At 73.2% G+C, this 22359-nt stretch carries 15 protein-coding genes and 1 pseudogene; 8 read left to right on the top strand and 8 right to left on the bottom strand.

All coding sequences use genetic code 11. The features are described 5' to 3' along the window. Positions 1-41: 41 nt before the first annotated feature. Genes ACZ3I4_RS30940 through ACZ3I4_RS30920 form a run of 5 tightly spaced genes read right to left on the bottom strand, consistent with a single transcriptional unit; the run spans position 42 to position 5251 of the window. Positions 42-1514: a methyl-accepting chemotaxis protein gene (locus ACZ3I4_RS30940; RefSeq protein WP_465385565.1), complete on the bottom strand. Its 1473-nt coding sequence runs from the start codon at positions 1512-1514 to the stop codon at positions 42-44. Beyond that, a complete protein-coding gene (locus ACZ3I4_RS30935) occupies positions 1511-2059 on the bottom strand; it encodes a chemotaxis protein CheW (RefSeq protein ID WP_465385564.1) in 549 nt (182 codons plus the stop codon). Before ACZ3I4_RS30935 ends, ACZ3I4_RS30940 begins: the two co-directional genes overlap by 4 nt. Next, complete coding sequence (locus ACZ3I4_RS30930; protein ID WP_465385563.1) at positions 2056-3465, bottom strand: CheR family methyltransferase; 1410 nt, start codon at positions 3463-3465, stop codon at positions 2056-2058. The genes ACZ3I4_RS30935 and ACZ3I4_RS30930 overlap by 4 nt, the downstream gene beginning before the upstream one ends. After that, the gene (locus ACZ3I4_RS30925; RefSeq protein WP_465385562.1) at positions 3462-3953 is read right to left on the bottom strand and encodes a chemotaxis protein CheW; all 492 of its coding nucleotides are present in this window, start codon (positions 3951-3953) and stop codon (positions 3462-3464) included. Before ACZ3I4_RS30925 ends, ACZ3I4_RS30930 begins: the two co-directional genes overlap by 4 nt. Before the next feature lie 53 nt (positions 3954-4006). Then, on the bottom strand, positions 4007-5251 hold the full coding sequence (locus ACZ3I4_RS30920; protein WP_465385561.1) for an acyltransferase family protein: 1245 nt from the start codon (positions 5249-5251) through the stop codon (positions 4007-4009). A 305-nt stretch (positions 5252-5556) separates the two neighbouring features. On the opposite strand from ACZ3I4_RS30920, the gene ACZ3I4_RS30915 reads away from it, so the two are divergent. After that, the gene (locus ACZ3I4_RS30915; RefSeq protein ID WP_465385560.1) at positions 5557-6570 is read left to right on the top strand and encodes a CAP domain-containing protein; all 1014 of its coding nucleotides are present in this window, start codon (positions 5557-5559) and stop codon (positions 6568-6570) included. 123 nt (positions 6571-6693) lie between these two features. Here the strand turns inward: ACZ3I4_RS30915 and ACZ3I4_RS30910 are convergent, their stop codons facing one another. Both ACZ3I4_RS30910 and ACZ3I4_RS30905 read right to left on the bottom strand, forming a co-directional pair. Further along, entirely contained in the window at positions 6694-7038 is a 345-nt protein-coding gene (locus ACZ3I4_RS30910) for a hypothetical protein (protein WP_465385559.1), read from the bottom strand. After that, complete coding sequence (locus ACZ3I4_RS30905) at positions 7035-7310, bottom strand: hypothetical protein (protein ID WP_465385558.1); 276 nt, start codon at positions 7308-7310, stop codon at positions 7035-7037. Before ACZ3I4_RS30905 ends, ACZ3I4_RS30910 begins: the two co-directional genes overlap by 4 nt. 189 nt (positions 7311-7499) lie before the next feature. Here ACZ3I4_RS30905 and ACZ3I4_RS30900 point away from each other — a divergent pair, with 189 nt between their 5' ends. The 6 genes and pseudogenes from ACZ3I4_RS30900 (at position 7500) to ACZ3I4_RS30875 (ending at position 13601) form a co-directional block, all read left to right on the top strand. Further along, complete coding sequence (locus ACZ3I4_RS30900) at positions 7500-8240, top strand: L,D-transpeptidase family protein (RefSeq protein ID WP_465385557.1); 741 nt, start codon at positions 7500-7502, stop codon at positions 8238-8240. A gap of 81 nt (positions 8241-8321) precedes the next feature. Then, the gene (locus ACZ3I4_RS30895; RefSeq protein ID WP_465385556.1) at positions 8322-9662 is read left to right on the top strand and encodes an efflux RND transporter periplasmic adaptor subunit; all 1341 of its coding nucleotides are present in this window, start codon (positions 8322-8324) and stop codon (positions 9660-9662) included. Continuing rightward, positions 9659-10327, top strand: a pseudogene (locus ACZ3I4_RS30890) (ABC transporter ATP-binding protein); the annotation flags it as partial. The gene ACZ3I4_RS30895 and the pseudogene ACZ3I4_RS30890, both read left to right, overlap by 4 nt. Next, positions 10327-11511, top strand: coding sequence for an ABC transporter permease (locus tag ACZ3I4_RS30885; protein ID WP_465385555.1), 1185 nt, complete (start codon positions 10327-10329; stop codon positions 11509-11511). The pseudogene ACZ3I4_RS30890 and the gene ACZ3I4_RS30885, both read left to right, overlap by 1 nt. Next, positions 11508-12377, top strand: coding sequence for an EamA family transporter (locus ACZ3I4_RS30880; RefSeq protein ID WP_465385554.1), 870 nt, complete (start codon positions 11508-11510; stop codon positions 12375-12377). Before ACZ3I4_RS30885 ends, ACZ3I4_RS30880 begins: the two co-directional genes overlap by 4 nt. A gap of 180 nt (positions 12378-12557) precedes the next feature. Beyond that, entirely contained in the window at positions 12558-13601 is a 1044-nt protein-coding gene (locus tag ACZ3I4_RS30875; protein WP_465385553.1) for a GGDEF domain-containing protein, read from the top strand. Here ACZ3I4_RS30875 and ACZ3I4_RS30870 read toward each other — a convergent pair. Beyond that, complete coding sequence (locus ACZ3I4_RS30870) at positions 13585-20520, bottom strand: hypothetical protein (RefSeq protein ID WP_465385552.1); 6936 nt, start codon at positions 20518-20520, stop codon at positions 13585-13587. The genes ACZ3I4_RS30875 and ACZ3I4_RS30870 overlap by 17 nt on opposite strands. An 824-nt stretch (positions 20521-21344) precedes the next feature. Between ACZ3I4_RS30870 and ACZ3I4_RS30865 the strand changes: the two genes are divergently transcribed. Next, the gene (locus ACZ3I4_RS30865) at positions 21345-22301 is read left to right on the top strand and encodes a pirin family protein (protein ID WP_465385551.1); all 957 of its coding nucleotides are present in this window, start codon (positions 21345-21347) and stop codon (positions 22299-22301) included. Positions 22302-22359 lie beyond the last annotated feature (58 nt).

Here is a 22359-nt window from a genome sequence, read left to right as displayed (position 1 = left end):
GCACCGGGCAGTCAGCGGAAGTGTCGCCACCGGACGTCCCATCAGTGGCGTCCGGTGCCGACCAGCTCCAGCAGCTCGCCGGAGAGGGTGCTGAGATGGGCGGCCGTCTGCTTGGTCTGCACGGCGCTGGCCTCGGTCTCGCGGGTGACCCGGGCGGTGTCCGAGGCGGCCACGTTGACCTGCTCGACCGCCGTGGTCTGCTGCTTGGTCGACAGCTCGATCTCGCGGGTGGCGTCGCTGGTCGTGGCCACCAGTCCGGCGATCCTGCGGAACGAGCTGGTGGCGTCGTCGAACTGCCGGGAGCCGGCGTCCACCGCCTTGGCGCCGATCTCGGTGGCCATGACGGTCGTGTTCACCGCCCCGCGCACGTCCTCGATCAGCGCCCGGATCTCCTTGGCCGACCCCGCCGTACGGTCGGCCAGCTTGCGGATCTCCTCGGCGACCACCGCGAACCGGCGTCCCCACTCGCCCGCCCCGCTGGCCTCGATGGTCGCGTTGATGGCCAGGATGTTGGTCTGCTCGGCCAGCTCCGACACGAGTTCGACGACCCCGCCGATCTGCTGCGACTTCTCGCCGAGCGCGAGCATGTGCTGCACGATCTGGTCGACCTGGGTGCGGATGGCCGTGATCGACGCCCGGGTCTGGTTGATGGTGGCGTCGCCGGTGCGGGCCGCGTCCGCGGTGTCCTCGGCGATCTTCGACACACGCTGGGCGCTGTCCGCGATCTGCCGCGAGGTGATCAGCAGCTCGCTGATCGTCGTGGTGATCTCGTTCATGGCGCTGGCCTGGTCGCGGCCGCCGGACGCCTGCTGGGCCGCGGCCGCCTCGAGCTGAGCCGACGAGCTCTGGATGTGCCCGACCGCGGCGCCCACCTCGCGGCGCAGGTCGCGGCTCAGCTTCCAGGTCACCAGCGCCGACGCCACGATGAGCAGCAGCCCGATCCCGATGATGAAGATCATGGCCTCGACGGCGCGTTTCGACGACGCGGCGCTGCGGTTGTCCACCACTACCGTCTGCCGGGCGATCAGATCCGTGATCGCCTTCTGTACCGCGATCCGGGCCGCCTTGACCTGCTCGTTGCCGGTGAGCTGGTTGATGTTGGCCAGGGAGGCTATCCGGGACCGCTGCTCCATCACCGGGGCCAGGACGGTGGCGTGCCTGGCCTCGGCCTCGACCACGGCCTCGAGCAGCTCCTTGGACGACTGATCCGTGATCGACGCCCGCAGCCGGGAGACCAGGTCGAGGAACCGGGTGCGGTCGGCGTTGGTCGCGGTGAGGTACTCATCGCCGGCGGTGAGCAGGTAGCCCCGATAGTCGGCGATCCGCGATTCCATGGCCGCGTTGAGGGCCTCCGAGCCGGCCAGGTTGACCCGCGCCGACGCGATCACGTTGTCCTTGGTGCTCAGCACGTAGCGCAGGGCCAGCACCGAGGTCAGCGTCATCAGCAGGGTGAGCGCCAGAGTCAGGCCGAAACCGGCGGCCAGCTTGGTGCCGAAGGTGCGTCCGGCCATCATGCTGCGTTCTCCTCGTGGTGGGCTTCGGCGTGCCCGGCCAGCACGTGCACCAGGGCCCGTGTGGCTGGGATGTCGATGATCGGGCGGCTGCCGCCGGGCAGGTCGACGAGCCCGCGCAGGCTTCCCCGCCGGCCGCTGCCGATCGCGTCCCCCGACTCGCGGATGATGTCCGAGCGGGTTGCCTGCACGTGCCCGTCCAACTCGTGGAAGGCCAGGCCGAGCTGGGGCGTGCCCGCGGCCAGCACCAGCCAGCGCGGCACCTCGGGGACCGGGTGGCCGAGCAGAGCGGCCAGGTCGTAGACGGGCACCACGGCCCCGGCGAACCCGGCCAGGCCGAGCAGGGCGGGCTGCGGTCCGGGCAACGGGGTGACCGGCCGGTCCGGGTGCACGCCCGAGGTCTGGGAGAGCCGGATCGCGTACGGGCGTCCGCCCGCTCGGATCGTCAGCAGCTCGAGACGCTCCTCGTCGTGGCTGCGCGCGGGCTCGGCGAAGGACTGGTCGAAGTCCTGGCGCAGACGCCGGAGCCGCCGGCCGACCGTGCTCACGGGCGGACTCCGCAGGCGTCCAGCTCGGAACGGCACACCACCGTGAGGGCGAGGCGGCCGAACCCGCCGCCGAACAGGGTGATCCGCTGCTCGCTCTCGTGCGCGAGCAGGTCCAGCGCGCGTTCCAGCTCGCCCGCCGCCGTGCGCTCGTCGCCCTGGCGCCGCGCCAGCTGTCCGAGCCGCATCCGGGGCAGAGCGAAACCCGGGTCCAGGTACGCGGCCAGGCGGTACTGCCCGATCGCCTCGGCCATCGCCGAACCCTCCTCGAGGCAGAGCCCGAGCAGTTGATGGGCGTCCGGGTTGAGACCGTCCTCGTCGCTGAGCCGGCGGGCCAGGGTGATCGCCTCGTCCAGCCGCCCGGTCTGGGCCAGCAGCACCCCGTGCAGCAGCTGGTCGCGGGGCGCCGGCGGGCGGGCGCCGGGCGCGGTCAGCAGCTCCAGCGCGGCGGTGAACCGCTCCTGCCGCAGCAGCTCGAGGGCCCGGGGATAGACGTCCTCCGTGGGCTCCGGGGCCTCCGGGGCGGCGTACGCGGGAAGCGGTGTGGAAGTGACGGCGGGCGGTGAAGCGACCCGTTGCGCCGGGGTGGGGCCACCGTGGCGGCGGTAGTAGAACGTGCGGTGGGTGTGGCGCAGCTCGAGCCCGTCCGGGTTGCTGCCCAGCGAGTCGGTGTGACCCAGGAACAGGAAACCGCCCGGCGCCAGCGCCCGGGTCATGCGTTCGACCAGCGCCGACACGACGTCCGGGGTGAGATACATGAGCAGGTTGCGGCAGAAGACGACGTCGTACTGCTCGGGGCGCCACAGGCCGTCGTCCGGCTCGGCCACGTTGGTGCGTTCGAACCGCACCAGCCGGCGGATGTCGTCGACCACCCAGTAACCGCTGTCGCCCTGCCGGAACCAGCGCCGCCGCACCTCGTCCGGGGTCTCCCGCAGCGACCAGGTCGAATACCAGGCCTTCTCGGCCTTGCGCAGCACCGCCGGATTCGCGTCCACACCGGTGACGCTGATCAGCCAGTCCGGATCCGTGCGGGCCTGGCGGGCCGCGATGGCCAGCGAGTACGCCTCCTCGCCGGACGAGCAGGCCACCGACAGCATCCGCAACGTGCGCTGCGCGGCCCGGGCCTCGATCCGTTCCGGCAGGGCGTCCTCGCGCAGCGCCGCGAACTGCTCGCCGTGCCGGAAGAAGTACGTCTCGGTGATGCTGAGCCGCTCGACCAGCTCGGTGAGCTCGGCCGCCCAGGGCCGCGCGCCCAGCCGGGCCAGGTAGTCCTCGCGGTTCAGGTTGTGCTGCGCGGCCCGTTCCCGCAGGAGCTCGCCCAGCTGCCGGGCGTCGTTGTCGGCGAACGTCCAGCCCAGTTTGCGGGCCAGCAGATCCCGGAAGCGATCGACCTGACCGGGCGCGCTCACGAGGGGACACCCGCGGCCGCGGCCGCTTCCCAGACCTCGTCCGGAACGGCCCGCATGCTGTGCAGAAGCAGAAGCGGCTCGGTGCCGAGCGTGCCGACCCCGGCCACCAGGCGGGTGTTGCCCCCGCCGAGCAGCGCCGGGTGGCCGCCGGTGGGTTCCGCCTCGACGCCGCGGATGCCGAGGATCTCTCCGGTGGCCAGCGCCACGGCGCCGCGCTCGGTGCGCACGGCGACGTAGCGCTCGGCCTCGCCCGAGCCGCCGCCGAGCAGCCGGGACACGTCGATCACCGGGGTGGGCACGCCCCGCAGCACGGTGATGCCCCGGACGAACGCGGGCGTGCCGGCCAGCGCGCGGGTCTCGAGCGGCCGCATCGTCTCGATGATCTCGTCCAGGGCCAGCGCGCAGAGCAGCGGGCCGGCCCGGAAGACGAGCGAGACGACTCCGGCGCCCTCGTCGGGGTGCGCGGGCGCATGTCCGTACTGCCGCATTCGCTCAGGTTAGCCAGACTTTATCCTGGATAGCTGAGATTCCTTCACACTGGTCAGCGCTCGGGCGGCGGGCTCTGGTCGAGGGGCTCGGCGCGGCGGCCCGCGACGGGCAGCCCCGGGTCCGGGTTCGCCCCGGCCGGTGGGGCGGGTGGCCAGTTGCGGGGGGTTCGTGTCATGGCGGCCGCGGCAGTCGACCGGTGGTGGACCGGCTCGACGCCGGCTCCCAGGTCCGTCCCTTGCGGCTCCGGCTCCGGCTGCGTGCGGGTGGCTGCCGTCGTCGGCCAGATCCGCAGCCGGCGCCCGGCCCCGAGATCCTCGGCCCACCCGAACACGAGCATCGCCAGCAGCGTCAGCAGGAACGCCGCGACCAGATCGGTGGCCGCACCCAGCCGGTCACCCAGGTCGTCGAGCGCGAGCACCGTCAGCACCGGCCAGACGGCCGCGATGGCGATGTTGTGCCACAGATAGATCGTCACCGCCCGCGCGTTGACCAGCGTGACCGCCCGGTCCAGCGGCTTGACCCGGCCGAGCCAGCCCATCGGCGGCTGCCAGCGCAACACGATCAGCACGAACGCCAGCGACCACAGCGCCTGCGACTCGGAGATGTCGTTGAGGTCGAAGCTGCCCTCGTCGCGCGCCCACCACAGCGCGGCCGCGCCCAGGACCAGCGCGATCGGATAGACCAGCCAGGGCTTGAGCCGGGCCAGGCGGCCGTCGTGGTGCGCGAACCCGGCGATCCAGCAGGCCCCGTACGTGACGAAGTCCCACAGCGCGGCGTCGGCCGTGCCGGGCAGCTCGAAACCGGTCAGATCGAGCCCGGCCATGATCAGCAGCGGCAGCGCGACCGCGGCCCACCCGACCTTGCGCCACAGCGCGAACAGGGCGGGGGAGAGCAGCACGAACCAGACGTACGCGCGGATGTACCAGAGCGGTTCCCACACGTCGATGGCCTGATCGCTGCCGGGCGGGTCGCCGATCGGCAACAGCCAGAACAGCAGCCGCGGCAGGCTGAACGGGTGCTCGCCGTCGCTCTCCTGCGCCCACCCGGCGACCAGCATCACCGGCACGGCGATCAGTCCGAGCAGCCACAGCGGGGGCAGCAGGCGGCGCAGGCGGGAGGTGACGACCCGGCGCGCGTCCCGCCTCTCCAGCGAGGCCGCGGTGAGCGAGCCGGCCAGCGCGAACATGACGCCCATGGCCGGCAGCACGATCGACAGCCAGGGCCATCCGAAGAGGTGGTAGACGATCACCCGGACGATCGCGGCGGCACGGAGGAGATCCAGGTATCGATTGCGCACCGCGACGAGGTTGCCAGCCCCGCCCTACGGGTCGCGACCTCCGCTCGGACGGGGAAGAAGGCACCACGGGCTTACCCCGTACGAATGAACTGTCCGGTTTGTCTGTGCGAATGTGCGACGCCCGTGCTTGCCCTCCGGCCGGTGAAACCCCTGCTCGGGCCGCCTTTCGCAGTGATGCCCGCCGGTGCCCGGCCGGTGATGGGCGTACGGCGTGAAGTGACCTTGCCCGGACTGTGACGTTGACCCCCCACGTAGGCGGCCCGGAACGGCCGGGCGCCACGGGCAGCGATGGGATTCAAGGGGTTATGCGGAAACCACTCGTGGTGGTCTGTGCGGCGGCTTCGGCGCTCCTGCTCGCGGGCGGCGTCGTGGCGACGTCGGCCGACGCCGACGAGCGGCCGGACGTGGCCGGCTGGAGCAATTTCTGGTGGCCGAGCCTGTTCGGATCGGACTCGTCCGACGACACGGCGGGTGACTTCGACGCGGACGAGGACCCGTTCGCCGACCGGGGGGTGCACGAGCGCCCGACCCTCGACGACCCGGACGCGGGCGACTTCGATCAGCAAGATGACGACGATCCCGTACGCCCGCAGGACGACGACGATCCCGTACGCCCGCAGGACGACGACGATGCCGACGAGCCCGCGGATCCGGCTGAGCGGCCGCTCGCGGCCCAGCCCGGTTTCGCCGCCCGGCCCGGTTCGGCCGCCCGGCCCGATGCGGCTCGGCGCCCCGACTCCGCGGCCCAGCGCCCGGCCGCTTCCGCCCAGCGCCCGGCCGTGTCCGCTCAGCGCCAGGCTTCCACGTCCGGCCAGTCGGTGCGGCGGCACAGCCAGCGCCACGGCTTCTCGGCCCAGCGGCCCGCCGCGAACCTGATGGCCGGCGCTCGCCGGGCCGTCACCGCCCGGGACGTCTCGGCCAGTCCGGCCGCCCCCGTCCAGCAGCGCGTTCTCATTCTGATCAACCACAACCGCCGGCGGGCCGGCTGCGGCTCCCTGACCCTGGACCGGCGCCTGATCGAGGCGGCCAACGAGCACGCGGCCGACATGGCCCGCCGCCGCTACTTCGCCCACGAGTCCCTCAACGGCGACAGCGCCGGCGACCGCGTGGCCGGGGCGGGCTACCGCTGGAAGCGCTACGGCGAGAACATCGCCCGCGGCGCCGACAGCGCGTGGGAGGTCGTCGACGGCTGGATGAACAGCCGGACGCACCGCCGGAACATCCTCGACTGCCGCCTTCGCCAGATGGGCATCGGCCTGGCCATCTCACGCGACCGCACCCCGTACTGGGTGCAGGACTTCGCCACCCCGGACGCCTGACCCGCCGCGCTCCCGCCCCGCTCCCGCCCCGCTCCCGAACGCCCGTAGCAGCCGCTGCGGGCGTTCGATCGTTCCCGGACGTGTCGCGCGGTCAGGCCACGTGGCGGGCTTGTCGAAGCAAGGTCAGGCCACGTGGCGGGCCGGGCGCAGCAGGGTCAGGGCGCGCAGGGCCTCGGCCCGGGAGATGGGCTGATCGTCCTCGGCCTGGACGGCCAGGGCCATTTCGATCGCCTGGCGGATCCAGGTGGTCTTGGCCACCTCGGCGGCCTTGGCGGCGGAGGCGACGGCCTCGTCGAGCTCGACCGGCAGCCGCAGTGAGCGGACCACCATCACGGCCGAGCCGGCCGGGGGGAGCGCGTCGAGCAGGGCCCGCTCGTCGTGCGGGGCGGGCGGGGGCTCGAAGGTGAGCCCGTCCAGGAAGGGGGCGACCTGTTCGGCCGTCTGAGGCATCGCGTCGTCGTGACTCATCGGGTCTTCTCCCAGCCGCTGAACTCGGTCAGCTCCGCATCCGTCATGTCGCGTGCACCGATGATCTTCCAGGTGTGCCCGGCCGTGTGGTAGACCGCCACGATCAGCGGCCGGCCCGCCGCCGTCCGGCTCCACACGGTCAGGACCGGGACCCCGGTGGCGCTGACGGCCCGGCGGGGCCAGCGCCGGTGGGCCTCCAGCGCCTGCCGCACCTCGGGCAGCTCGATGCCGAGCAGCGCGGCCAGAGCCCAGTCGTCCCATTCGTATGGCACCTCCCCAGCGTACTACGCGCGTATTACGTCTCGTGGCTCCGGCGAATCACGGTCAATACCCCTCAAGTCGCCGGGGCGGGGGTCGATGTGGCCTACCGGTTTCGCGCCACGCTCCGTCCGCGGGAGGGGTGCGTCGCTTCGCTGTGCTTCTATGTGCGGACAAGTTCCTGGGGAGGAATCACAGTGAGAGTGAGACGGGTTGGCGCCCGCCTCACCGGGGTCGTTCTGGCGACCCTGGTCGGCGGCGGTCTCGGTGCCGTGGCGCTGTCACCGGCAGTGGCGGGTGCGGCGGTGGGCACTCCGGTGACCACGACGGCCGCCAAGGCTGCGGCCGCGGGTTGTGCGACGGGCAAATATCAGAAGCAGGTCGAGTGGTGGCTCCACAAGCTCGGCGGTTTCGGCAAGACGACGGTCGACGGCAAGCAGTCCGCCGCCGACTGCACGGCCATCAAGAAGTTCCAGAAGCGCTACGGCATCCAGCCCGCGCAGGGCCTGGCCGGTCCGACGACGTACGACGTGATCAGCCGGCTCGGCCGCACCAAGGTCGCGGCGTGCAAGCCCAAGAAGTCGGGCATCACGTTCTGCGTCAACCTGACCGAGCAGACCGCCTGGATCATGAAGAACGGCAAGCGCTACACGAACCCGACGGTCGTCCGGACCGGCATGAAGGGCTACCGCACGCCGGCCGGCACCTTCAAGATCAACAAGCGGACGATCAAGGAATGGTCCGACCCGTACGACGTGTGGCTGCCCTACTGGCAGCGATTCAAGGGCGGGATGGGCTTCCACCAGACCACGACCTACATCCACGACAAGTGGCGCGGGTCGCACGGCTGCGTCAACCTGCTCAAGCAGGACGCTCAGACGTTCTACAGCACCGGCAAGATCGGGATGACGGTCAAGTTGATCGGACGCCGTCCGGGCACGTGAGAAAACGCAAGACCTGACGAGGGCGGGCTGCCGGATGACCGGCGGCCCGCCCTTCTCGCTGGTCGGCATAGAGTGGCGTGCGTGTCTGCCAAACCCCCGCGCTCCCTGGTGCTGGCAGCGGCCGGCCTGTTCCTGATCTCGTCGACCGCCGCCTCCTGCAACGAGAAGCAGTCCGACGTACGCCTCGGTGAGGCCGCCCGCGGCACCGTGTCGGAGATCGTCGAGGCGCCGGGGTCGGTGACCGCCCGGGCCGCGGCCACGGTCAGCGCCCCCTCGGCCGGCACCCTGGACGATCTGCGCGTCGAGTCGGGTCAGCGGGTCAGCAAGGGCCAGGTCCTGGCCGTGATCGACGCGCCCGACCTCGAGGCCCGCCGGCGCTCGGCCGAGCGCGCGCTCGACCAGGCGTCCCGGGGCGGCGGTTCGATCGGCGGCACCTCCGGGTTCACCGCCGTCCGCCGCCGGACCGACAAGCAGGCCGCGGACGCCTTCCACGAGGCCCGCGCGGCCGCCGCCAAGATCACCGACCCGGCGTTGCGCGAGGTGCTGCTCACGCAGGTCGACGCGGCGAAGCAGCAGTACGACGCCGCCTCGGCCGCCGCCGGAGCCGCCCTGCGCTCGGTGCAGCAGGGGGTGGCGTCGCTCGGCGAGGCGGTCAGCTCGCTCTCGGCCGCCCAGCGGCTGCAGGCCGAGCAGGCCTACGAGCTGGCCGACGCGGCCGTCGAGGCCCTCACCCTGCGCGCGCCGGTGGCCGGTGTGGTGCAGCTGGGCGGCACGTCGGGCGGGGGCACGCCGTCGCTCACCGACCTCCTCGCGGCCGGCGGCCCGGCCGCACCGCAGTCGGCGGGTGGCGGCTCGTCGCTGCCCGGAGTCGACGAGGCGGTGCCGCGCGGCGGCTACGTGGCGGCCGGGACCCCGATCCTCACCGTGGTCGACGTCAGCCGGCTCGGGCTGACCGCCGAGGTCGACGAGACGGACGTCCTGCTGGTCAAGGCCGGGGTCAAGGCGACCGTCGAGCTGGACGCGGCCACCGGCGCGAGCTACCGGGCCACCGTACGGGCCATCGACCTTCTGCCGACGACGTCGAGCCGCGGCGGGGTGTCGTACAAGGTGCGCCTCGATCTGACCGGCGGGAAGGACGCCGACGGGGGCACGGCGCCCACCCCGCGACCGGGCATGAGCGCGGTGGTGCGGCTGCAGGTCCGCGAGGCCGGCGACGCGGTCACCGTGCCCGCCTCGGCCATCATCAACGTCGACGGCAAGGACACGGTCTGGGCCGTACGCGGTGACAGCTACGAGCGGGTGCCGGTGACGCTCGGCGTGCAGGGCGAGGACGTCGTCCAGGTGACGAACGGCCTCGACGCGGGGCAGCGGATCGCGGTCTCGGGCGCCGACGAGATCCGGCCCGGCGACAAACCCTCATGACCGCGCCCGCCATCATCGCCACCGACATCAGCCGCACGTACGACCTCGACGGCGTCTCGGTGGCCGCCCTGCGCGGCGTGTCGCTGACCATTGAGCCCGCCGACTACCTGGCCATCGTCGGCACCTCCGGCTCCGGCAAGTCGACGCTGATGCACCTGCTCGGCGGCCTCGACCGGCCCTCCGGCGGCACGCTGCTGATCGGCGGCCGCGACGTGGCGACGCTCAACCCGGCCGAGATGGCCAAGCTGCGCAACGAGACCATCGGGTTCGTCTTCCAGTCGTTCCACCTGCTGACCCGGACCACCGCCCGCGACAACGTGGCCCTCCCGCTGGTCTATCGCGGGGTCGGCCGCCGGGAACGCCGCGCGCGGGCCACCGCGATGCTGGAACGCGTCGGCCTGGCCCACCGCCTCGACCACCGCCCCAACCAGATGTCGGGCGGCGAGCAGCAGCGCGTGGCGATCGCCCGGGCCCTGGTCACCGGCCCGTCGGTGCTGCTGGCCGACGAGCCCACCGGCAACCTCGACTCGGCGACCGGCCAGTCCGTGCTGGCCCTGCTCGAATCGCTGAACGGCGAGGGCGTCGCCGTCGTGCTGGTCACCCACGACCGGGACGTCGCGGCGCGGGCGCACCGCCAGATCGTCATGCGGGACGGCGTGATCGTGTGAGACTCGCGGAAGCCTGGCGCGTGGCCCTGGACGCCCTGCGCGCCAACCGGCTGCGCAGCGTCCTGACCATGCTCGGCGTCGTCATCGGGGTGGCCGCCGTGGTCGCGCTGGTCGGCATCGGCACCGGCACCAAGGGCCAGATCGAACAGCAGGTCGAAGGGCTCGGCTCCAACTTGCTGCTGGTGGTGCCGGGCCGGCTCGAGGCGGGATCGGCCCCGGCCGCGTCGACGATGAACATGGACGACGCCGACGCCGTCGCGCGCGTCGTCGGCGACCGCGACCGGGTGGCCGTGACCATCGCGTCGGGCGAGACGGTCCGCGCCGGGTCCCGGTCGGCGTTCGCCAGCATGCAGGGCGTCCTCGAGACCACACCCACCGTCTTCGTGCGCAACCTCGACCGGGGTTCCTATCTGACCCGTACGGACGTGACGACCGGGCGCCGCGTGGCCGTGCTCGGCGCCGGCACGGCCACGGCCCTGTTCGGCGACCGCGACCCGATCGGCCGGCAGATCACGATCGGCGGCGTCCGGTTCCGGGTCATCGGCACGTTCGAGCGGCTCGGTCAGAGCCTCGGCGTCGACCGGGACAGCGAGGTGCACGTGCCGGTCACCGCGGCCCAGCGCCTGCTCGGCACCGACCGCATCGACGGCCTGGCCATCCGCGCCCCCGACCGGGAACGCATCGGCGAGCTGTCCACGGCGGTCGTGAACGTGCTGAGCGAGCGGCACCCGGACAGCGACTTCAGCGCCGTCACCCAGGAACAGATCCTCGGCGTGCTCGGCGACATCCTCGGCGTGCTGACCGGGGTGCTGGCCGCGATCGCCGGGATCAGCCTGCTCGTCGGCGGCGTCGGCGTCTCCAACATCATGCTGGTGTCGGTGCGCGAACGGACCCGGGAGATCGGCCTGCGCAAGGCGGTCGGCGCCCGGCCACGCGACATCGGCGTGCAGTTCCTGCTCGAGGCCGTCCTGCTGACCACGATCGGCGGCGTCCTCGGCATGGCCCTCGGCGTCACGGCCGCGCTGCTGGTCGACCGTTTCTCCCCGGTCCCGGCCGCGATCACCTGGTGGTCGCTGGCCCTGGCCTTCGGGGTGTCCGCGTTTGTCGGCATCATCTTCGGTGTCGTGCCGGCCCAGCGCGCCGGAAGACTCGATCCCGTCGTCGCGTTGCGCACGGAGTGAAAACGCCGCCCGCACCGCTGCTGGTGCTCACCGCCATCGCCTCCGTCCAGGTCGGCAGCGCGATCGCCCACGGCCTGTTCGACGAGCTGGGCGCCGGTGGCGTCACGTTCCTGCGGCTGGCCTTCGCGGCGCTGATCCTGGCCGTCCTCACCCGCCCCGACCTTCGCACGTGGTCGGCCGCCGCCTGGCGATCGGCGGCCCTGCTCGGGGTGGCCATGGCCGGAATGAACCTGATCTTCTATCTGTCCCTGCGCACGGTGCCTCTGGGCATGGCCGTGACCGTGGAGTTCCTCGGCCCGCTGCTGCTGTCCCTGGTGCAGACCCGCCGCCTGGTCGACCTGCTGTGGGCCGCGCTGGCCGCGACCGGGGTGCTGCTGCTCGGGCTGGACAGCGGCGGTTCGGCCCCGCTCGGCGGGCTGCTGCTCGCCTTCGTCGCCGGGCTGTTCTGGGCCTCGTACATCGTGCTGAGCGCCCGGGTGGGATCGCTGGTGCCGGGCACGGGCGGCCTGGCCGTCTCGCTGTCGGTGGCCGCGGTGCTCGTGCTGCCCTTCGGGGTGGGCGGCGCCACCGGCGTCCTCGGCCACCCCGCGCTGCTCGTCGGCGCCGTCTCGGTGGCCGTGCTGTCGTCGGTGCTGTCGTACGGCCTCGAGATGCACGCCCTGCGTCACATCCCCACCCGCGTCTTCGGCATCCTGATGAGCCTCGAACCGGCCGCGGCCGCCCTGGCCGGCCTGCTGATCCTGCGCCAGCGCCTGGGCCCGGCCGAGATCGTCGCGCTGGTGCTGGTCACGCTGGCCAGCGCCGGGGTCACGCTGGCCCGCCGGGAATCGCGCAAGCGGGCCGAAGCGGTCGCGTCCTCGGCGTGACCACCGCCAGGGGCCGGTCGGGCGCTACGGCCGTTCGCACCGGCCGGGTCGCCGGCACCCCCGGTTCCGGCCCGGTGCGTCTCCAGGGGCTGACGAGGCGTACGTCTATCTTCTGCTTTGATCCTCAGGTCTTCGCCGGGGCCGCCGAACGTTCGTGAAAGAGAGAGGGGCGGTCGCACGGTGCGCTATCAGCTCCGCGACGAGCAGGGGGCAACCCGCAGCGTCGCGTACCTGATGTTGGCCGCTGCTCCGCTCGTGTTCCTGACCGGTCTGGTGCTGCCCGACGAGCATCCGGTGGCCTGGGTCGTCGCGATCTCGGCGACCATCGTGTTCACGGCCGTCGGCGGGTTGCTCGCCTGGCGCCGCCCGCAGGTCATTCCCCGGCTGTTCTGGCTGCTCATGCCGTTCGTCGCGGTCGGCACCGTCGCCGGGCTCAACGTGGGTTCGCGCGACGCCAGCGCCGGATCCCAGCTGTTCTACCTGTGGCCGGTGCTCTACACGGCCAATTTCCTCAGCCAGCGCGTGACCACCGTGATCATGGTCCTGGTGTCGGCCGGGCACGCGCTGGTCGCGTTCGAGGTGCGCGGCCTGGCCGCCGGGCTCTCCGACTGGATCTCGGTGACTGTCGCGCTCAGCCTCACCGCGGTCGTCGTGACCTCGCTGCGCAACCGCAACGACCGCCTGCGCGCGGTGCTCGAGTCGCAGGCGCTGGCCGACCCGCTCACCGGCATCGCCAACCGGCGTTCCTTCGACGACGAGCTGGACCGCTCGGTCGGGTGGGCGCGGGCCAACGGGGAGCCGCTGGCCCTGATGACGCTGGACATCGACCATTTCAAGAACATCAACGACACGTGGGGGCACGGGGTGGGTGACCGCGCGATTCAGGTGGTCGCTTCCTGCCTTCGTACGGTGGCCCGCCGCGAGGACGACGTGGTGGCGCGGCTCGGCGGCGACGAGTTCGCGCTGCTGCTGCGGGCCGACCGGCTGAGCGCCCGCCGGGTCGCCGACGAGGTGCGCACGGCCCTCGAAGCCGTCGACGGCCTGCCGTGCGGCACGCCCGGGCTGAGCATCGGCATCGCCCTGCTGCCCGACCACGCCGGAACGGCCGAGGAGCTGCGGGCCGCGTCGGACGCCGCGCTCTACGAGGCGAAGCAGGGCGGACGGGGACGGACCGCGATGGCCCACCCGCCGACGCCCCGGCAAACGGTCAGCGCGGCTGGATGACCGGCTGCTCGGCGGTGCTCTCGTCGAGCGCGGACCCGGTGACTCCCAGAATGTCGTCGCGCGTCCGCGGGTAGGGCCCCCACCCGTCGCGCAGCACGTGAATGTAGACCGCCTGGAGACACACCCCGACCCGCGCGGCCAGATCGGTGTCCTCCCGCCTCCCCAGCCGTACGGCCCGGGCGAAGTGATCGAGGGCCTCCATGTGCCGCCCCTGGTCGAAGCAGCAGCGGCCGGCGTTCTCGTGCACCACGCTGCGCAGCGTCTCCGGAACGTTCGCGCCGGTCGCCTTGGCGAACAGCCGGTCGGCCTCCTTGAAGTCGCCGCGCAGACGCAGAATGTGCGCCAACTCGGCCTGCGCGATCACCTCGGACTGCAGGTCACGGGCCGACTCGGCATGCGCCAGCGCGAGCCGGCTGGCCGCCGCGGCCATCCCCAGCTCACCGAGCAGGCGATAAACCTCGGCCCGTACGCTCAGCAGCCCCGCCTTGGCCACGTTGTCGACCTCGTCGGCCAGCGGCCCGTCGAGCCGTTCCCCCAGCTCGCGAAGGGCGTCCCGGTCGTCGACGACCTCCCGCAGCGTGCCACCGTCGAGCCGCCACCGAATAGCTTCGAGGTCGGCCGCGGACAGCGCCGGCCGCTCCGCCTCAACGCGCCCCGGCGCGGGAGACTGCGGCTGGTGCGCCGCCATCTGCTCGTTGATCCGCGCCCGTACGGCGGTGGGTTCGAGCTTCTCCGCGGCCTGCTGCTCGACCGTGCGGCCCTGGAACAGCCCGGTGACGTCGAGGTCGATGACGACGCCGTCGCCGCCGGGCCGGGCCGCCTCGTTCTCCCGCGCCTGTTCGTCGCTCGCGTCGCGTTGTTGCGGCTCTTCGGGCTGGTCGTCGTCGTGCTTGGCGGTGAACCACATGCCGCCGAACGCCGTCTCCGCCGTCCGCTCAGGAGCATCCGCACCCGAGACGGCCAGCCGCCCGATCGGCCGGATGTTGTGCAGAGTGCCATCCGGATCCATGTACGGCGCCGCGTGCGCCCCCATCTTGGTCGGATCCTCGCCCGCCGCGCCGCCCTGCCCGTCCGGGGTTCCGGCTTGCCGCGACTTCGCGTCCGGCTCGTCCACCGGCTGCCGCTGAGCCGGAACGGCCGGCGTGGCTTCGCCTCGCACCGGCGTCGTAGCCAGCGGTTGCGTGGGCAGACCCTGCTCCGCGGCCACCCGCGGAGCCGGACTCTGCGGCCGGACCGCCACATGCTCCCCGGCCGGCGCACTCACCGGCGCCTCGGCCAGCGAGGTAGGCCGCCGCCCGCCTTCCAGCGCCTGTTCCGCGGACCGGGCCTCCGCCCACTCCCGCGCCCGCTGATCGAGGACCGCGTGCGCCGCCACCGCGTCGCGCTGCTGCTCCGCAGCCGGCTGCGCGGAAACCGTCTCGCGCGGCTGCTCCGGAGCCGGGCGTCCCTGTTCGGGTCCGCGCTGTCCGTCGACCCGCTGAGCAGCCCCGGACTGATCCGGCCCATGCCCGTCGCGCCCCTGCCACCCGGCTTCGTGCTGCCCGAGCGCGTGCTGTTCGGCTTCGTGCTGTGCCGGCGCGTGCTGGCCGGCTTGGTGCTGTGCGGGCGCGTGCTGGCCGGCTTGGTGCTGTCCAGCTTGATGCTGTGCGGCCGCTTGCTGGCCGGCTTCGCGCCGTGCGGCTTCGTGTTGCCCGGCTTCGTGCTGGCTAGCTTCGTGCTGTGCGGCTTCCTGCTGCCCGCGTGCGTCGTGCGGTACGGCTTCGCGCTGCCCCGGTGCGCGCTGTGCGGGTGCGTGCTGCCCCACCTCGGACCGACTCGGACCGTGGTGACCGGAAGCTTCCCGGCCGGGCGCAGACATGCCGGCACTCGGCTGCCCGAACTGGCCCGAACCCGGCTGATCGCGCACGTCGGACCCGGCCGCGGGCGCACCAGGCACCTGCTGCCCGTGGAATCGCTGGTCCCGATCCTGCTCGGCGGGCGCGTGCAGACCCGGTGCCTCGGCGTGCTCGTCCCGAACCTCTCGACCGGGCGCCTGCCACCCATGCTGAGCCTGTTCCGCGACATGCTCTTCGCGCCCGCGCTGCCCCCGGCCGGACTCGTGCTGTTCCGCCGTTTGCGGGTCGGGGGTTCGCTGAGCCGGGAAATGCCGTTCAGACGCGGGCTGGCCCGAAGCCTGCTGATCCGGCGCGTACTGGCTCCGGCTTTGCGGCTCGGACCGCCCCGGCTCGGCCGCCCGCTGCCCAGCCACGGGCTGCCACTGCCCCGAACCATCAGGAACCGGCAGGTCGTATGCGGGCCGCCCCGGCCGCTGCTGCTGCTCAGGTGCCTGTTCGCCCGGCCATTGCTGGTCGGGTGCGTGCTGGCCCGGCCGTTGCTGGTCAGGTGCCTGCTGGCCCGGCCGTTGTTGGTCAGTTGCCTGCTGGCCCGGCCATTGCTGGTCGGGTGCCTGTTCGTCCGGCCACTGCTGGCCAAGCGCCTGCTCGCCCTGCCATTGCTGGTCAGGTGCCTGTTCGCCCGGCCGCTGCTGGCCAAGCGCCTGCTCGCCCTGCCATTGCTGGTCAGGTGCCTGCTGGCCCTGCCATTGCTGGTCAGGTGCCTGCTGGCCCGGCCATTGCTGGCCAGGTGCGTCTTGGCCTGACCATTGCTGGTCGGGTGCGTGCTCGTCCGACCATTGGTGATCGGTTGCCTGCTCGCCCGGCCATTGCTGGCCAGGGGCATGCTGGCTCGAGCCGGCCCGACCGGAAGCATGCTGATCCGGCAATTGACCATCGGGGGCGTGGAGTTCGGGGAACTCCCGATCGGGGCCGTATCCGCCCTGGAACTGCCGTTCCGGCGCCTGCTGGCCCGATTCCCACTGGCCCGGCGCCTGCTGACCCGGCTCCCGTCGGCTGGGCGCGTCCTGCCCGGGTGCCGACGTGGGGCGACCCGGGAACTGCCGCTCGGTGGGGCGCGGACCCGCAACGTTCTGGGCCGGGGCTTCCTGCCGGCTCGGGTACGACCGATCCGCTGCCTGCTGGCGCGACTCGGGCTGAGCGGGCGGCTGGGCCGGGGGCGGGTCGTGCTTGTCGGAACCGTGGCCGAACAGCTTGTCGACCGCCTTGCGGAAGAACGCCCCGCCGGTCTTGTGCGGGGCAGCGTGCTCCTCCGGGGCGTGCTGGTCGCGAGCCGGCCGACCAGGCCCGCGCTGTACCGGCACAGACAGCCCGGCAGGCTGCTCGTCGAGCCACCCACCCTGCTGGTCGGGGCCGGGTGCCGGACGTGCCGCGCGGGGATCCGGGCCGGGATGCCCCGGCCGTGCCTGCGACGGCTCGTCGCCCGGCCAGCCGGGGAAGTCCCGGCCGTCGGCGGGCGGCATCGGGCCGCGAGCCTGCGCCGGTCGCGGCGACGGCGAAAGGTCGGCCGGCCCCGGAGTAACCGGAGGCGGCACTGGAACGCCAGGCAGAACCGGCGGCGCGAGCGCCCCCGCTTGCGACACTCCGGCCGGCGGCACGTCACGCGGAGCGGCGGCAGGCGACACCGGAGCAGCGTGCGCCGCGGCGGACTGCGGCGACGCCGAGTCAGCCCACGGCGAAGCGCCATGGCCCTGCTGCGTCCCAGCCGACGACACCGGGAACTGCTGCGAACCAGGCTGCTGGGGCCGGCCCCGTTCGGTTGCACCGGGCTGCGACACCCCGTGCTCCGGCTGGCCGGAGGCGTGCTGCGGGCGCCCCGGCTGGGGGAACCCGCGCTGCGGATCCTCGACCTGCGGCACCCCGTGCTGCGGCGTGTCAGCCTGCGGCATTCCGTGCTGGTCAGTGCCGGGCTGGGTGAACGCACGCTGCGGCTCGCCGCTTTGCTGCGCCTCGTGTTGCGGCGTGTCACCCATTCCGTGCTGGGGCGCGCCGGGCTGGGTGTATCCGCGCTGGGGCTGGCCGGCCTGGGGCGTCCCGTGCTGCGGCGTGTCAGCCTGCGGCATTCCGTGCTGGTCAGTGCCGGGCCGGGGGAACCCACGCTGCGGCTCGCCGGCCTGCGGCGTGTCACCCATTCCGTGCTGCGGTGCACCGGGCCGGGCGTAACCGCGCTCGGGCTGGGGCGTCCCGTGCTGCGCAGGGTCGGCATATGGCGTTCCATGCTGGGGCGCGCCGGGCTGGGTGTATCCGCGCTGGGGCTGGCCGGGCTGGAACGTCCCGGGCTGCGTCCTGTCAGCCTGTGGCATCCCGTGCTGAGGCGCGCCGGGCGGGGTAAATCCACGCTGGGGCTGGCCGGGCTGAGTCGTCGCGTGCTGCGCACTGTCAGCGTCTGGCATCCCGTGCTGGGGTGCACCGGGTCGGGAGGACCCGCGCTGCTCGTCGGCCTGCGGCATCCCGTGCTGGGGAGCAGCGGCGGCCGGCGGCATCTGAGCGCCGGGAGTCGGGCCCTGGGCCGCCGCGGGCGGCGCCTGAACGTTCGGCACTGGCCCCTGCGGCGCGGGAGCCGGCGTGTGTGTCCCGGGAACGGGCACGTTGGATCCCGGCAGGGGACCGCGCGCCGCGGCCGGTGGCTCCGAGACCGGCGGCCGCGGGTTGACGCCCGGCGGTGGACCGGCGGGCGTGGTCGGCGCGTCCTGGACGGGGGCCGCGCCGTGAGCGGCTGCGGGCGGCATTCCACCCGGAGGCATCGCGCCGGGCGGCATGGACTGGTCCGGGTAATGGGGGGCTGCCGGAGACACCGGACGGCCGAAACCACTGCTCGGCAGCGCGGCGGGAGGTGCCTCGTCCGCCACCATCGCCCAGGGGTCGTCGCCCTCGGAGAGGAAGACGTGTGCGGTTCGCGGGCTGCGGCGCGAGCGGGGCATGTCAAGCCGCGGATCGGTTTCGGCGAGCGACGGGTCGCCGGGACCCTGCGATCGCTGCCCGGGTGCCTGCGGCGGAACACCGCGCCCCTGTACGGGCGGCGGCACGGCCCCACGCCCCTGCGGCGGAACACCGGCCGCGCGATCGTCCGGAGCGATCCCACGCTCGTACGAGGCAAGTCCACGGTCCTGCGCGGCAAGCTCACGATCCTGCGGAGCAAATCCCCGGTCCTGCGGAGCAAACTCACGGTCCTGCGGAGCGAGTCCACGGTCCGGCGCAGCAAGTCCGCGGCCTTGGGGCGCGACTCCGCGGTCCTGGGGAACAACCCCGCGGTCCTGGGGCACGCCGCGGTCCTGCGGTGCGACCCCGCGGTCGTAGGGCGCGCCCCCGCGGTCCTGGGGTGCGACCCCGCGGTCGTGCGGAGCGACGGCGCCATGGTCCTGCTGCGGGACGCCACGGCCCTGCTGCGGGGCGACGCCACGGTCCTGCTGCGGGACGGAACCGCGGCCCTGCACGGGCTGGGCCGGTGGCGGCACGGACCCGCGGCCGGGCGGCGTGGCAGAACCTCGCGCGGCCTGACCGGGTGCGTCCTGGGTGGGCGCCCCCGACGGGCGGGCTGCGGGTGGCGGCACGGCGGCGGCCCGCGCGGCCGGGGCCTGCGGCGCGGGGGCCGCGGCGGCCGGCGGGGTCTGGGCCGGGGCGCGCGGCGGGACCGCCGGTGGCTGGCTGACAGGGGTGGCGGGGGCCGGGGGAGGGCTGACCACCCGGGCGGCCGGAGTCGGGGCGTGGGTGCCGACGACCCGCGGCGCGGCCGGGGGTTCGGCCTTCTTGATGACGCGCGGAGCGGGCGGCGGGTCCTGCTTGGCGATGACCCGGGGCGGGGCGGGCGGCGTGGCCTTGCCGACCACGCGCGGGGCGTCGTCGGGGTCCTCCTCCGAGGCAGGGTCGCCCGCGGAGGGGGACGAGTCGAGAGCGGCCGGGGACTCCTCGACCCAGCCGTCGTCCCAGGTCTGGCGGCGGCGGTCGTCGACGATCTCGCCCTCGATGGTGCGCGGCGGGCGTTCCTCGAGGATCTCGCCCTCGATCGTGAGGGGCGCCTCCTCGCGGGGCGGGGCCCAGGCGCGGTCGGGCTCGCGACGGGGATCCGCGTACTCCGGGCGGGGACGACGCCGCTCGTCGTAGTCGTAATCGTGGCGCCGGCGGTCGCCGCCGCCCGCACCCTCGAGGGGCTGCTCGTCCCAGATCATGGCGGCGCGTTCGCCCGACCGGCGTACGTTCTCGTCGGGGTTCGGGCGACGGCGGCGCTCGTCGTATTCGTACGCGTCGTCGCGCCGCCGCGACGAGTCGGTGCGGCGGTGAGGATCGGCCTCGGGCACCCGGGCCCGTCCGCTCGCGGCGGGAGCGGCTGGCGGCTCCTGCTCGAAACGGCGAGGGCGCTCCTCCTCGTACCGGCGGGGTCGCTCCTCTTCATACCGGCGCGAGCGCTGCGGACGCTCATCCTCGGCGCGACGCTGCTGACGCTCGTCCTCAAGGCGGCGCTGCGGACGGTCCTCCTCGGGGCGGCGAGAGCGCTGCGGGCGCTGCTGCTGCTGCCACCGGCCGCCGGGGCGGTCCTCGTCGTCGCTGCGGCTGACGGTCTTGACGCCCGGGTTCGGCCCGTGCCCGTACGCCTCCAGGTCGCGGTGGTCGAACGGCTCGTCGATGTCGTCGCGCGGGTCGTAGCGGTCGTCGCGCCGCGCGTACGTCGTGTCGGGCGCGTCGAAGTCGGCGCCCAGCTCGGGCCGGTTGAAGTCGACCTCGTCGAAGTCGTTGCCGGCCAGGTTGGGCTGCGACGTGTCGATCGGGACGAAGCTGGGGTCGTCGAGCCAGCTCGGCCGCTGCGAGTCGAACGCGGCCTGGGGGCGCTGCGGCCCGCCCGAGTTGCTGGTGGCCCGGCGCTGACGGCGTGCGGCCAGCTCGTCGACCTGGTCGTCGGCGCGACGGGTCGGGATGATCGGGTCGGGAATGTCGCGCCGCTCGTACTGCCGCTCTTGCACGACTGCCGTGTTGGGGACGATGGAATACTCGGAGTACTCCTCGTCCCAGTATTCGTCGTCCTCGAAGCTCATGCCACGGCTCCCGGAGCGTGCGCACGACGGCCGGAGAGGTGCCTTTCACCCCATCGCCGCATGCCTCGCCCCCCGTTCGTCACGCGTGCCCGGTTGATCCCCTCCCACGCGGTGGATGTGGAAGGTTAACCACGGATTTGCGGGCCGCGCCACCACCCCCGGGAGCGCGCCCCACGGCATCCCGCCGGGTCGGGACCGCGCGGCGGCCCCGGCTCGTCGCTCAGCCGGACTTGTTTCCTCGGCGCAGAGTACGCGTGGCCGTGCCGAACAGTTCAAACGCTGTCGGCTGATGTACAGATCGTTTGCTCGCCGGGACGAGCCGTCACCATCGGACGCGGCTCGAACTTAAGCAATTCTTAAACCCGTTCTGACGATACGGACGGGTAACCGGGCCACCCGGCGGGCGCGGCCAGTGGTGAAGCACACCCTTCCCAGAAACGGATCAAGGTGCTGTGCGGTGTCACGGTGGAGGAGCGCCCGGGACAACGCGGTCCTGGGTGGAGCAGACGACACCGAAAGGAAGGAGCGGAACATGCCGCGCCTCGACCTCGGCGCCGTACGCGCCACCTGGCGGACGGCCCTGCGCCGTCTCGACGCCTGGACGCTCGAGACCCTCAACTCCCCGGCCGGCGGCCGCCGCCCCCGTCTCTAGATGGCCGCCACCGCGCACACCTAACGCGAACGCTCACATCGTCCTGCCCCCCATGCCGGTGTGAGGTCGTGCCTGCGCGGTCGTGCCGGGACCGGAACGGCGGCGGGGTAGCTCCCCGCCGCCGTTTCGCCGCCGCCGCGTTTTTGTCACACCGGGGCGGTAGCTTTCTTCCGTGAGCAGCTTCGAAGCAGATCCCGAGGTCGGCCTGTCCGCGCCGGCCGCCATGGAGTTGCTCGAGGGCGCCCCCGTCGCGCTCGGCGGTCCTCGCGGCTTCGCCGTCACCCGCACCCTGCCCAACCGGCAGCGCCGCATGGTCGGCGCGTGGTGCTTCCTCGATGCGTACGGGCCGCATGATCTTGATTCTGGCGACGACGGCATACGTGTCGGGCCGCACCCGCACACCGGCCTGCAGACCGTGACGTGGCTGCTCGCGGGCGAGGTGCTGCATCGCGACAGCCTGGGCAGCGTGCAGCTGATCCGCCCCGGCCAGCTCAACCTGATGACCGCCGGCCGCGGCATCTCGCACTCCGAGGAGACCCCGGCCGAGCACACCCCCGTCCTGCACGGTGTCCAGCTCTGGGTCTCCCTTCCGCACGCCGCACGCGACCTGCCGCCCGTCTTCGCCCACCACGCCGACCTGCCCGTTGTCGCCGGAGCCGGCCTGACCGCGACGGTCCTCATGGGCAGCTTCGCCGGTGCCACGTCGCCCGCGCGCTGCTACACGCCCCTGGTCGCCGCCGAGATCGGATTGGCGCCGGGCGCCGAGTCCACATTGTCTCTGAGGCCCGATTTCGAATATGCGTTACTTGCGCTCGACGGCGTCGCCACAGTCGACGACGCCACGCTGAAACCGGGTCCGCTGCTCTACCTGGGCTCCGGCCGCGAGACGGTCCGGGTCGCCACCGAGTCCCCGTCCCGGCTGCTGCTGCTCGGCGGTGAGCCGTTCGACGAGCGCATCGTCATGTGGTGGAACTTCGTGGCCCGCGACCACGACGAGATCGTCCAGATGAGAGCCGACTGGTCCGACCGCACCCCGCGCTTCGGCGAGGTCCGCGGCTATGCCGGGCCGCCCCTGCCGGCCCCGCCGATGCCGATCACGCGCCTGGTCCCGAGGGGTCGTGTCCGCTGACAGCGGCGCCGGGTGCGTCGGGTTTTGCGTACGGCGCACGTGCTGTGCGTCGTACGGG

The sequence above is a fragment of the Actinoplanes sp. NPDC021490 genome (genome assembly GCF_055562135.1).
Note: the sequence above shows the minus strand (reverse complement) of the source record. Positions and strands in the feature narration are given on the sequence as shown.

Bases quoted from the DNA above. Each gene is read 5' to 3' on its own strand.
- ACZ3I4_RS30940 (WP_465385565.1), bottom strand. From the start codon at position 1,514: ATGATGGCCGGACGCACCTTCGGCACCAAGCTGGCCGCCGGTTTCGGC.
- ACZ3I4_RS30925 (WP_465385562.1), bottom strand. From the start codon at position 3,953: ATGCGGCAGTACGGACATGCGCCCGCGCACCCCGACGAGGGCGCCGGA.
- ACZ3I4_RS30915 (WP_465385560.1), top strand. From the start codon at position 5,557: ATGCGGAAACCACTCGTGGTGGTCTGTGCGGCGGCTTCGGCGCTCCTG.
- ACZ3I4_RS30910 (WP_465385559.1), bottom strand. From the start codon at position 7,038: ATGAGTCACGACGACGCGATGCCTCAGACGGCCGAACAGGTCGCCCCC.
- ACZ3I4_RS30870 (WP_465385552.1), bottom strand. From the start codon at position 20,520: ATGAGCTTCGAGGACGACGAATACTGGGACGAGGAGTACTCCGAGTAT.